This is a genomic window from Mycobacterium sp., from assembly GCF_025965855.1.
Classification (GTDB): Bacteria; Actinomycetota; Actinomycetes; order Mycobacteriales; family Mycobacteriaceae; genus Mycobacterium.
Window position 1 is genome coordinate 1 of record NZ_JAOPWB010000032.1, and the last position, 11,710, is coordinate 11,710.

The window sequence follows — 11,710 nt, forward strand, 5'->3', positions numbered from 1 at the left end:
TGCCGCCGAACAGCTGCACGGCCTCCATCGCAACGTCGGTGGCCGCCTCCGACTAGTACAGCTTGATCGCCGATGCCTCGGCCAGCGTGAGCGGCTTGCCCGCCTGCTGCCGCTCGATGGTGTGAAACACCATGTTCTGCACATTCATCCGGGCGATCTCCATCTTGGCCAGCTTGAGCTGGATCAGCTGGAACTGCCCGATGTTCTTGCCCCACAGCGTGCGGGTCTTGGCGTAATCCACGCACAGCCGGTGGCATTCGCTGATGATGCCCAGCGACATCATCGCGATCCCGATCCGCTCGGCGGCGAAATTGTCGCGGGCGCTTTCGCGGCCGTCGCCGTCGGCCTGGCGTTGGTTCTCGCCGAGCAGGCGATCGGGAGTCAGCCGCACGTTGTCGAAGAACAATTCGCCCGTCGGCGAGGACATCATGCCCATCTTCTTGAACGGCTTGCCCTGCGTCAGCCCGGGCATGCCCGCGTCCAGCACGAAGATGAGCACCGGCCGGTTGCGCCGGTCCGTCGGCGGTTCGCCAGAAACAGGCGAGTCAAGCTTGGCGTAGACAACCAGGACGTCGGCGTAGGGCCCGTTGGTGATGAATGTCTTCTGGCCGTTGAGGATGTAGGCCCCGTCTGGATCGCCGGAGCGCCGGACAGTGGTCTTCATGCCGCCGAAGGCGTCAGAGCCGGAGTCCGGCTCGGTGATGGCCCACGCCGCAATCTTTTTCAGCGTCATCAGGTCGGGCAGCCAGCGTTCTTTCTGGGCCAGCGTGCCGCGGCTCATGATGGTCGCCGCACCCAGGCCGATGCTGACCGAGGCGGTGCTCAGCAACCCGATGCTCACCCGGGCCAGTTCGGATACGAGGACCGCCATCATCGACGCCTGGCCCGATCCGCTGAAGTCGTTTGTACCGTCTGGCTTTTCGTCGCGCGCCTCGCCCGCTTCCCTGGCGCGCTCCCGTTCCAGCATCGACTTGACCGATTCGGCGGCCATCACGTCGAGGCCGAACTGGCTGAACAGCTTTCGGGCAATCGGATAGGGCGACAGCGCGCCCGTTTCCAGTTCGTCGAGATGCGGGCGAATCTCCTTGTCGATGAACTGACGAACGGCATCCCGAACCATGAGGTCGGTGTCGGACCACTCGATCACGGTTCAGCGTTGGGCGCGCTGGTAAGCGGTGACGACGGCGGCGCCGCCCAGCCCGATGTTGTGCTGCAGTGCCGCGGTGACGTCGTCGACCTGACGCGCCTCGGCGGTGCCGCGCAGCTGCCAGGTCAGTTCGGCGCACTGCGCCAACCCGGTCGCCCCCAGCGGGTGCCCCTTGGAGATCAATCCGCCCGACGGGTTGACCACCCAGCGGCCACCGTAGGTGGTGTCACCGTTGTCGACCAGCTTGGGCGCCTCGCCCGGGCCGCACAGTCCCAGGGCCTCGTAGAGCAGCAGCTCGTTGGCCGAGAAACAGTCGTGCAGCTCGATCACCTGGAAGTCCTCGGGACCCAGCCCGGACTGGTCGTAAACGCGTTGCGCGGCTTGCACATTCATGTCATGGCCGATGAGGTTCTTGGCGCTGCCGTCGAACGTCGACGCGAAGTCGGTGGTCATGGCCTGGCCGACGATCTCCACCGCCTGGCCGGCCAGCCCGTGGCTGTCGACGAACGATTCCGACGCCAGGATCGCCGCGCCCGAACCGTCCGAGGTCGGCGAGCACTGCAGCTTGGTGAGCGGGTCGGAGATCATCCGCGCCGCCAGGATGTCGTCGAGGGTGTAGGACTCCTGGAATTGCGCGTACGGGTTGTTGACGGAGTGCTTGTGGTTCTTGTAGCCGATCTTGGCGAAGTGCTCCGCGGTGGTGCCGTATTGCCTCATGTGCTCGCGGCCGGCGGCGCCGAACATCCACGGCGCGACGGGCATGGCGAAGTCGTCGATCTCGGCCATCGCCTTGACGTGCTTGCCCATCGGCGATTCGCGGTCCTGGGCGCTGCCGCTCAGCGCGCCGGGCTGCATCTTCTCGAATCCGAGCGCGATGGCGCAGTCGACGATCCCGCCGCGGATGGCCTGTGCCGCCAGGAAAAGCGCCGTCGAGCCGGTCGAGCAGTTGTTGTTGACGTTGACGATCGGAATCCCCGTCATGCCCAGCTCGTAGAGCGCCCGCTGGCCGGACGTCGAGTCGCCGGCGACGTAGCCGACGTAGCCCTGCTGCACCTCGCGGTAGTCGACACCGGCGTCGGCCAGCGCGTTGGTGCCCGACTCCCTCGCCATGTCCGGGTAGTCCCAGCCCTCACGCCGGCCAGGCTTCTCGAACTTCGTCATGCCAACGCCGACGACGTACACCTTGTTGGACATTTTGGCCCCTTCCGAACGCCTCAGGCTCTCAGTTTGCAACTTGCCCGTGCCGAGCCGTCGCCCGGGACCCGTTTGCGTCGTCGCCGAGCCGGTAACTTCGCAGGCCCTCACTCGCACTTTGTCTGCGGATTTACCGGCTCGGCGAACGGACTACAGCGTCGACGGGTGAATCACGACCACCGACTTCGTCGCCGGGCCCTCGTCGCGCAGCAGCGCGATCACCCGGCCGTCGGCGTCGCTGGCGGCGTAGACGCCGTCGATCCCGGCCGCCGACAACGACCGGCCGTTGCTTGCCGCCCGGGCCTCCTCGGCGGTGAGGTCGCGGCGCGGAAACATCAGCAGGCACGCCTCGTCCAGGGTCAAGTTCAGCTCCGGCCGCTCGGCCAGGTCGTCGAGTGAGCGCGCCTGGTCCAGCCCGAAGCGGCCGACGCGGGTGCGCCGCAACGCCGTCAGGTGCCCGCCCACGCCCAGCGCGGCGCCGAGATCGCGGGCCAGCGCGCGGATGTAGGTTCCCGACGAGCAGTCGACCGCGACGTCGACGTCGACGAGCCGGTCGTGGGAGCGCGCGGCCAGCACCTCGAACCGGTCGATGCGCACCGGCCGCGCGTCGAGCTCGACGGCGTGACCCTCGCGGATCAGCCGATAGGCGCGACGGCCGTCCACCTTGATCGCGCTGACCGCCGACGGCACCTGCTCGATGTCCCCGCGCAGCCCGGCGACCGCGGCGGCGATCGCCTCATCCGTCACGTGCCCGGCCGAAACGCTTTGCAGCACTTCGCCTTCGGCATCCTCGGTGGAGGTGGTCTGGCCGAGCCGGATGGTGGCCGCATACGACTTCGACGCCGCCGTGAGCAGGCCGAGGATCTTGGTGGCCCGCTCGACGCCGATCACCAGCACGCCGGTGGCCATCGGGTCCAGCGTCCCCGCGTGCCCCACCCGGCTGGTGGAAAAGATGCGGCGACAGCGCGCCACGACGTCGTGACTGGTCATGCCGGCCGGCTTGTCGACGACGACTATGCCCGGATCGCTCATAGGACGATCGCGGTGAGCACCAGCCCGCGCTCGACCGACCAGCGGCCCCTCAGCGCGGTCAGCGGCGGACCCGACAGTGCGGCGCCGTCGACGAGGATCTTGGAGACGAACACCCCCGTAGTTCCCCGGCCGGGCGAATCGAGGTCGAACACCACGTGGGCGTCCTCGAAACCCAACCAGCGCTCGGTCAGCGGGAACCAGGCCTTGTAGGTCGCCTCCTTGGCGCAGAACAGGATCCGGTCCCAATGCAGGCCGTCGGGCAACGCGGCGATCTCGTGGCGCTCGACTTCGAGGGCGATCGCGCCCAGCACGCCGTCCGGCAACACGTCGTGCGGTTCGGCGTCGATGCCCACCGAGCGCACCGCGCCGGCGCGCCCCACCACCGCGCCGCGGTAGCCGGTGCAGTGGGTGAGGCTGCCCACCACCCCGTCGGGCCAGCGCGGTTCCCCCTTGTCGCCCTTGAGGATCGGCACCGGTGGCACGCCCAGCTCGCCCATCGCGATGCGGGCGCAATGGCGCACGGTGATGAACTCGTTGCGCCGCTTGGCGACCGACTTGGCGATCAGCGGCTCCTCTTCGGGCAACGGGGTCAGGCCCGGCGGATCGGAATACACCTCCGCATACGCCAGATCCTCCGAAGCCGTGTCGGGCAACACCGACGACACCAGCGTGCCGCCCGTCATCGAGACTGTCGCTGCCGCACTCGTTCCTGGAACTGTTCGGCCTGGCGGCGCATCTCGGGGGTGATCACGAAGTGACCGCCGAAGTCGTTGAGATAGCCCGGCGCGTAATGGGGATCCGGCAACACCTGGCGCAGCCAGCTGTACGGCTTGCGGCGCCGCCACTCCCGCGGGTAACCCACCGACACTTCCTCGAAGCGCACCTCGTCGTACCACGTGGTTCGCGGGATGTGGAGGTGCCCGTACACCGAACAGACGGCGTTGTAGCGGGTGTGCCAGTCGGCGGTCTTGGTGGTTCCGCACCACAGCGAGAATTCCGGGTAGAACAACGCGTCGCAGGGGTCCCGCACCAACGGAAAGTGGTTCACCAGCACGGTCGGTGTCATCCAGTCGAGCTGTTCGAGGCGGGGGCGGGTGCTGGCCAGCCGCTCGCGACACCAGGCCTCGGGGGTGGCGTACGGTTCGGACGAGAGCAGGAACTCGTCGGTGGCCACCACGTTGCGCTGCCGCGCGATCGCCAGGCCCTCGGCTTTGCTCTCCGCCCCCTCGGGCAAGAAGGTGTAGTCGTACAGCAGGAACATCGGCACGATGGTGGCCGGGCCGCCGCGCTCGGTCCATACCGGGAACGGATGCTCCGGCGTGATCACGCCCATCTCGTCGCACATGTTGACCAGGTACTCGTAGCGCGCCTTGCCGAAGATCTGCATGGGATCCCGGTTGGTGGTCCACAGCTCGTGATTGCCGGGCACCCAGATCACCTTGGCGAACCGCCGCCGCAGCAGGTCAAGCGCCCAGCGGATCTCGTCGGTGCGTTCGGCGACGTCACCGGCGACGATCAGCCAGTCGTCCGGCGACGACGGATACAGCGATTCGGTGACCGGCTTGTTGCCGAGGTGACCGGTGTGCAGGTCGGAAACCGCCCACAGCGTCGGCTGCCCACCATTCGTCGATTCCCTGCTCGCCACGACTAACCAGCCTAACGACCCCCGTGATAAGCCGGTTTCCGCCAGGCCCTTGCCCGCGGGATTAGAACGTGTTCTCTTTTCACTGTGGGGGCGCTGACACGGCTTGTACACTCCCGGCAAGGGACCGCCGAGGCATGACCCGGTGGGGGTAGGAGATGTCGGTGTTCGCCAATCTGCGGCTGATCGGAGCACTGGGCGCGCTGGCCACGGCGCTGGTGGTGGGCGCCCACAGCGCCCCGGCGGGGCCGAGCGGAGGCGGGCCCGTCGAGCTGCGGTCGACGGCCGAGCCGATCGAGACCACGATGAAGAGTCCCATCGTGGCGACGACCGACCCGCGGCCCTTCGACGCGTGCGAGGACATCCCGTTCGACGTCGTGCAGCGGCTGGGATTGGGGTTCACGCCGCCCGAACACGAGGACGGGCTGCGCTGCCACTTCGACGCGGGTAACTACCAGGTGGCCGTCGAGCCCATCATCTGGCGCACCTACGACCAGTCCCTGCCCTCCGACGCCGTCGAGACCACCATCCAGGGTCACCGCGCGGCGCAGTACTGGGTGATGAAGCCGACCTATCACAACAGCTTCTGGTACTACTCCTGCATGGTCGCGTTCAAGACCAGCTACGGCGTGCTCCAGCAGGCGCTGTACTTCTCGACGGTCTACTCCAACCCTGAGGTGGACTGCATGTCCACCAATCTGCAGCGCGCCAACGACCTCGCGCCGTATTACAAGTTCTGAAGACACCGCCGGGCGTCTTGAAAAAACCTAGCCTGGGGAGCGCGACTACGACCGCTACCCGCCCCGCGCGGCCCAAGCCGGGCAGCCTGGGACGAGTCGGGGACACCGCGCTCGGTCGCCTGTTGGGCCTGCCGCGCGCGATCACCGGGTACACCGTGGATCGCGTCGAGGTGCCGATGCGCGACGGGGTCACCCTGGTGGCCGACCACTACGTGCCCGGCACCTCCGGCCCCGCCGGCACCCTGCTCGTCCGCGGACCCTACGGGCGGGCGTTTCCGTTCTCGCAGGCCTATGCCCGGCTGCATGCCGCTCGCGGCTACCACGTCGTGCTGCAGAGCGTGCGCGGAACGTTCGGGTCGGGCGGCGAATTCGACCCGATGGTCAACGAGGCCGCCGACGGCGCCGACACGGCCGTTTGGCTGCGCGAGCAGCCCTGGTTCACCGGTCGATTCGCGACCGTCGGGGTGTCCTACCTGGGCTTCACCCAGTGGGCGCTGCTGCAGGATCCGCCGCCCGAGCTGGCCGCGGCCGTGATCACCGCGGGCCCACACGATTTCAACGCCTCCGTGTGGGGCACCGGCTCGTTCGCCGTCAACGACTTCCTGGGCTGGAGCGATCTGATTTCTCACCAGGAGGATCCGGGGCGCGTCAAGATGGCGCTGCGCCAGCTGCGCGCCCGGCGCAGGGTGGTGGAGGCGGCCGGTGAGGTGCCCCTGGGGCCCGCGGCCCGGGCGCTGCTCGGCGCGGGCGCGCCGTGGTTCGAATCGTGGGTCGAACACCGCGAGCACGACGACGCGTTCTGGGACTCGCGGCGGTTCAGCGACGCGCTGGACCGGGCGCGGGTGCCGGTGCTGCTCATCGGCGGCTGGCAGGACATTTTCATCCGGCAGACGCTGCAGCAGTATGCGCACCTGCGCGGCCGTGGCCAAGACGTTCCGGACGTCGCGCTCACCGTCGGACCCTGGACACACGCCCAGCTGCTCGGCAAGGCGCTACCCGTCAGCGCGCGGGAAACGCTGGAGTGGTTGGACACTCACCTGGGCGGCGCGGCCGCCCCGCGCCGGCCCAGCAGCGTCCACGTGTGCATAACCGGCCTGGACAGGGGCCACGCCTGGCACCACCTGCCCGTCTGGCCGCCCGCCACGACCGAACGGGCACTGTACCTGCGGCCCGGCGGACACCTCGGCGAGACGGCGCCGACCGATCTCAAAGCGTTGGCACCGGCGACATTTCGCTACGACCCCGCCGACCCGACGCCCACCACCGGCGGTCCGCTGCTGTCCCCGAACGGCGGTTACCGCGACGACAGCCGCCTCGCCCTGCGCGACGACGTCCTCGCCTTCACCACCCTCACGCTCACCCACGACCTGTACGTCTACGGGAATCCGGTGGTCGAGCTGACACACAGCTCCGACAATCCCCATGTCGATCTGTTCGTCCGGGTGAGCGAGGTCAGGGACGTCGGGGCCAAGGGCCGCTCCCAGAACGTCAGCGACGGCTACCGGCGGTTGGGCGCCACCAACACCGCCGAGACCGTACGCGTGGAACTCGACGGGATCGCCCACCGCTTCCGCGCCGGCTCGCGCATCCGCGTCCTCATCGCCGGCGGCTGGTTCCCTCGCTACGCGCGCAACCTCGGCACCGAAGAACCGTTGTTGACGGGCCGGCAGACCACACCGGCCACCCACGCCGTGCACTACGGACGCTCCCGGCTGCTGCTCCCGGTCGGCCCCAGCGATCCGTCAGCCGACCGCGTCGCGGACGCGGAGAGCGACCTGATCTAGCGCGGGCTCGTCGTGCACCGGCGCGGCCAGGCGAACATCGGCCAGCGGGAGCTGCACCCAGCTGGTGCAGCCGCCGTACTCGGGGGCCCGCGTGATCCGCACCGGCTCGGCCAGCGGGATCACCGACACCACCAGCACGGCCAGCTTGTGCTTGGGCCGGAAGTCGAGCCGATCTTCACGCACCGACTCCGCGGTCCAGATATGCAGATCCTCGATCGCCGACAGACCATCCGGCCGGTTAACCTCTTGTGCCGCAACGACCTTCGCTGCGGCACGCAGCACCAGCCGCTCGTCGGTGCTGTCGGCGGCCCCGGCCTGCAGCAGGTCGCGATGCTCGGGCCGGACGCGCTGGGCGTGGCTGTGCGCGACGGTCGGGAACAGCAAGAACTCCCGGGCCGCCAGCTCGAACCGCTTTTCGCCGATGCCGCCCTTACGCAGCAGCACCCGCTGCCGGCCGTCGAGCAGCGCGTGCACCACCGCGCCCCACTCCTTGAGCGCGGGCGCCGTCTCTGTCATCTGCCGGTCATTCCGGCCCGGCCAGGCGGGCCATCACCTCGGGCCGGCGCAACGGCGGGACGGCCTTCGGCGGCTGGCGCCGCGGCGGCAGGGCCGCCAGCAATCGCGCCGTCGTCTCGGTGACCTCGGCGACCGCCGCCTCGAACGCTTCGGCGTTGGCGGCCGACGGGCGGGTGATGCCGCTGACCTTGCGCACATACTGGCGCGCGGCCGCCGCGACCTCCTGCGGCGTGGCCGCCGGCTGCAGGCCGCGCAGTTCGGTGATGTTCCTGCACATGCCTCAACGATAAGGGCTGCCCCTGCGCGGCGCCGGCTCGTCACATCCGCCGCAAGCCACCCTCTACGGTGATCACATGACCGACGACATCCTGCTGATCGAGACCGACGAGGGGGTGCGCACCCTGACCCTCAACCGGCCCCGGGCGCGCAATGCGCTGTCCTCGGCGCTGCGGGACCGGTTTTTCGGTGCCCTGGTCGACGCCGAGACCGACGACGGCGTCGACGTGGTCATCGTCACCGGCGCCGACCCGGTGTTCTGCGCGGGGCTGGACCTCAAGGAGCTGGGCGGCGAGTCGGCGCTTCCGGACATCTCGCCGCGATGGCCACCGCTGACCAAGCCGGTGATCGGCGCGATCAACGGCGCCGCGGTCACCGGCGGGCTGGAGGTGGCCCTGTACTGCGACGTCCTGATCGCTTCGGAGCAGGCCCGCTTCGCCGACACGCACGCCCGGGTGGGCCTGCTGCCCACCTGGGGACTGAGCGTGCGGTTACCCCAGAAGGTGGGCGTCGGCCTGGCCCGGCGGATGAGCCTCACCGGGGACTACCTGTCCGCCACCGACGCGCTGCGCGCCGGCCTGGTGACCGAGGTGGTGCCGCACGACCAGCTGCTGCCCACGGCGCGCCGGGTGGCGGCGTCGATCGTCGGCAACAACCAGAACGCGGTGCGGGCGTTGCTGGCGTCCTATCACCGGATCGACGACTCGCAGACCAGCGCGGGGCTGTGGCTGGAGGCGATGGCGGCCAGACAGTTCCGGACCAGCGGCGACGACATCGCCGCCAACCGCGACGCGGTGCTGCAACGCGGGCGGGCCCAGGTGCGTTAGGAGGAAGCGATGCGCGCTGGCCGTGTCACTATGGGAGCCCTGACTCTGGCGGCGGCATCCGCGATCGCGTCCGCACCGCACGCCGCAGCGCTGCCGCCGCGATTCCCCGACCTGAACAGGTTCATCGCCGTCCCGGTGGACGGCTATGCGACGACGCCTTCCCAGGGCGGGGCACCCCGCATCAGCTTTTCCGCCACGCCGACCCTGGTGTGCGACTTCTACGGCGGGCCGGCGCCCGCTCCCCAACCGTCACAGGACATCAAGTGCAACGGCGACACGCCCGGAATGGACGATGTCCCGTTTCCCGGTGGTGGGGGCCACCCGAAACCGGGCGATTGCGTCGTGGGCGCCGTCAATTTCAAGGGGCCCGGCTACGAACTGAGCCGCATGACCTACGGCGGGTGCGACGGCAACCCGCCCGCGCTGACGTCGGGCGGCAAATCGTTGGGCGCGGGCCAGAAGCTGTCATACCTGAACGTCACATGCGCCGTCGGGGCCGACAACTTCGTCGCGTGTCTGGATACCACCAGCGGAGACCACGGATTCGTGCTGGACCCTTCGGGAAGCTGGGCCTTCTAACCGAGCGCCGCGCGCAGCGACGCGACGGCGTCGTCGATCGACCCGACTGTCGAGTAGCCGGCGGCCAGCCGGTGGCCACCGCCGCCGAACGTGGACGCGACCGCCGCCAAATCCACGTCGGCCTTGGCCCGCATCGACACCGACCAGTGCCGCGGGTCGACCTCCTTGAAGACCGCGGCGACTTCCGCCTGCTGGGTGGTCCGCACGATGTCGACGATGCTCTCGACTTCCTCGGCGCGGGAGCTGACCCAGTCCCGATGCTCGACGACCGCGTACACGAGTCCGCGACCGCCGACCGCGTCAGGCACCAATTGCGCCGAGGCCAGTACCCGCGACAGCAGCGGCAGCCAGCCGAACGGGTGGGTGTCCATCAACGTCCGGCTGATCGCGGCGTTGTCGACGCCGATGTCGACCAGCCGCGCCGCCAGCCGAAGCGCGCGGGCGCTGGCCCAGCGGAACGATCCGGTGTCGGTCGTCAGGCCCGCGTAGATGCAGTGCGCGACGTCCCGGTCGATCGGCTTGCCCCATGCGTCAAGGATGTCGGCGATCATCATCGTGGTGGAATCCGCCGAAACGTCGATGAAATTGGCGCTGCCGAAAAGGTCGTTGGAGGCGTGGTGGTCGATGACCAGCGACTGGCTGCCCGGGCCGGCCAGATCGCTCAGCTCCCCGAGCCGCTTGACGCTCGGAACGTCAACGGTCACAACCAATTCGACGTCGCGGCAGATCGCGTCGGGGGCGACCAGCAGCTGACAGCCGGGCAAGGAGGCCAGCGACTCGGGCAGCGTCGCCGGCGCGGCGAAACTGACCTCGACGCGCTTGCCGCACCTGTCCAGCACCAAGGCCAATGCCAGCCCCGCGCCTATGGTGTCGGCGTCGGGATGGACGTGGGCGACCACCGCGATCGTCGCGGCACCCGACAGCAGCTCGACGGCGCCGGTGGCGTCGACGCGCGCCCCGACCCGCGGGGCGCTGGCCAGGTCAGTCTTCGGGTCGATCGTCGTCACCGGCGTTCCCGTCGCTCGCGTCCCCAGCCCCGCTTACACGGTACGGATCGGCCTCCCCGGCCGGCTTGGCACCCGAGCGAACCCGCGCCAGATCGGCGTCCGCGGCGCGGGCACGCTCCAGCAACTCGTCCATCCGCTGCACGCTGTCGGCCGTCGTGTCGCGGGTGAACGTCAGCGTGGGCGTGAAGCGCACCCCGGTGCCGGCCCCGACCTTGGTGCGCAGCGTGCCCTTGGCCCGCTCCAGCGCGGCCGCGGCGGCGGCGTAGTCGGGCTCGTCGTCGAGCGTGCGGCCCATCACCGTGTAGAACACGGTCGCGTCGTGCAGGTCTGCCGTCACTTTCGCGTCGACGATGGTCACCCCGTCCAGCCCCGGACCCTTGATCTCGAACTCGATTGCCGAGGCGACGATCGTGAAGATCCGTTTGGCCAGCCGGCGCGCCCGGGCAGGGTCTGCCATCAGGCGCGCTCCTTTTCGACGAGCTCGTAGGACTCGATGATGTCGCCTTCCTTGATGTCGGAGTAGCCCAGCGTCATACCGCATTCGAAGCCCTCACGGACCTCTGTCACGTCGTCCTTCTCCCGCCGCAGCGAGGTGATCGAAAGGTTGTCGACGATCACGATGTTGTCCCGCAGCAGGCGGGCCTTCGCGTTACGGCGAACCACACCCGAGCTGATCATGCAGCCGGCGATGATGCCGACCTTCGAGGAGCGGAACAACGCCCGGATCTCGGCGCGGCCCAGCTGGTTTTCCTCGTAGATCGGCTTGAGCATGCCGCGGAGGGCCTTTTCGATCTCGTCGATCGCCTGATAGATGACCGAGTAGTAGCGGATCTCCACGCCTTCCTTGTCCGCCATCTGGCTCGCCTTGCCCTGGGGCCGGACGTTGAAGCCGATGATGATGGCGTCGGACGCGGCAGCGAGGTCGACGTTGGTCTCGGTGATCGCACCGACACCGCGGTCGATGAC

Annotated in this window: 12 protein-coding genes and 2 pseudogenes; 4 read left to right on the plus strand and 10 right to left on the minus strand. The window is 69.1% G+C overall.

The window, feature by feature from the left end; translation table 11 throughout:
• Positions 1-55: 55 nt before the first annotated feature.
• From JWP83_RS02430 to JWP83_RS02450, 5 genes and pseudogenes are all read right to left on the minus strand, one after another.
• A pseudogene (locus JWP83_RS02430) lies at positions 56-1,147 on the minus strand (acyl-CoA dehydrogenase family protein); the annotation flags it as partial.
• Between the two features lie 3 nt (positions 1,148-1,150).
• Positions 1,151-2,341 carry a lipid-transfer protein gene (locus JWP83_RS02435; protein WP_297725434.1) on the minus strand — a complete coding sequence of 397 codons (1,191 nt, stop codon included), beginning with the start codon at positions 2,339-2,341 and terminating at the stop codon, positions 1,151-1,153.
• A 150-nt stretch (positions 2,342-2,491) separates the two neighbouring features.
• Positions 2,492-3,373, minus strand: a complete 882-nt coding sequence (gene truB, locus JWP83_RS02440) for a tRNA pseudouridine(55) synthase TruB (protein WP_297725436.1) — start codon at positions 3,371-3,373, stop codon at positions 2,492-2,494.
• Entirely contained in the window at positions 3,370-4,056 is a 687-nt protein-coding gene (locus tag JWP83_RS02445) for a 4'-phosphopantetheinyl transferase (protein ID WP_297725438.1), read from the minus strand. The genes truB and JWP83_RS02445 overlap by 4 nt, the downstream gene beginning before the upstream one ends.
• On the minus strand, positions 4,053-5,018 hold the full coding sequence (locus tag JWP83_RS02450) for a metallophosphoesterase (RefSeq protein WP_297725440.1): 966 nt from the start codon (positions 5,016-5,018) through the stop codon (positions 4,053-4,055). The genes JWP83_RS02445 and JWP83_RS02450 overlap by 4 nt, the downstream gene beginning before the upstream one ends.
• A 161-nt stretch (positions 5,019-5,179) precedes the next feature.
• Here JWP83_RS02450 and JWP83_RS02455 point away from each other — a divergent pair, with 161 nt between their 5' ends.
• Both JWP83_RS02455 and JWP83_RS02460 read left to right on the plus strand, forming a co-directional pair.
• A complete protein-coding gene (locus tag JWP83_RS02455; protein WP_297725442.1) occupies positions 5,180-5,755 on the plus strand; it encodes a DUF3558 domain-containing protein in 576 nt (191 codons plus the stop codon).
• Between the two features lie 32 nt (positions 5,756-5,787).
• On the plus strand, positions 5,788-7,539 hold the full coding sequence (locus JWP83_RS02460; RefSeq protein ID WP_297725456.1) for a CocE/NonD family hydrolase: 1,752 nt from the start codon (positions 5,788-5,790) through the stop codon (positions 7,537-7,539).
• Here the strand turns inward: JWP83_RS02460 and JWP83_RS02465 are convergent.
• Positions 7,498-8,055: a DUF1802 family protein gene (locus JWP83_RS02465; protein ID WP_297725444.1), complete on the minus strand. Its 558-nt coding sequence runs from the start codon at positions 8,053-8,055 to the stop codon at positions 7,498-7,500. The genes JWP83_RS02460 and JWP83_RS02465 overlap by 42 nt on opposite strands.
• Positions 8,056-8,062: 7 nt before the next feature.
• Complete coding sequence (locus JWP83_RS02470; protein WP_297725446.1) at positions 8,063-8,332, minus strand: DUF2277 domain-containing protein; 270 nt, start codon at positions 8,330-8,332, stop codon at positions 8,063-8,065.
• Positions 8,333-8,408: 76 nt separating this feature from the next.
• On the opposite strand from JWP83_RS02470, the gene JWP83_RS02475 reads away from it, so the two are divergent.
• Positions 8,409-9,158, plus strand: coding sequence for an enoyl-CoA hydratase (locus JWP83_RS02475; RefSeq protein ID WP_297725448.1), 750 nt, complete (start codon positions 8,409-8,411; stop codon positions 9,156-9,158).
• Positions 9,159-9,167: 9 nt separating this feature from the next.
• Complete coding sequence (locus JWP83_RS02480; protein WP_297725450.1) at positions 9,168-9,737, plus strand: hypothetical protein; 570 nt, start codon at positions 9,168-9,170, stop codon at positions 9,735-9,737.
• Here JWP83_RS02480 and JWP83_RS02485 read toward each other — a convergent pair.
• From JWP83_RS02485 to JWP83_RS02495, 3 genes and pseudogenes are all read right to left on the minus strand, one after another.
• Complete coding sequence (locus JWP83_RS02485) at positions 9,734-10,744, minus strand: bifunctional oligoribonuclease/PAP phosphatase NrnA (RefSeq protein ID WP_297725452.1); 1,011 nt, start codon at positions 10,742-10,744, stop codon at positions 9,734-9,736. The genes JWP83_RS02480 and JWP83_RS02485 overlap by 4 nt on opposite strands.
• Positions 10,719-11,201 (minus strand): 30S ribosome-binding factor RbfA, encoded by a 483-nt coding sequence (gene rbfA, locus JWP83_RS02490; RefSeq protein WP_297725454.1) that lies wholly within the window; start codon positions 11,199-11,201, stop codon positions 10,719-10,721. Before rbfA ends, JWP83_RS02485 begins: the two co-directional genes overlap by 26 nt.
• Positions 11,201-11,710: pseudogene (locus JWP83_RS02495) on the minus strand (translation initiation factor IF-2); the annotation flags it as partial. The gene rbfA and the pseudogene JWP83_RS02495, both read right to left, overlap by 1 nt.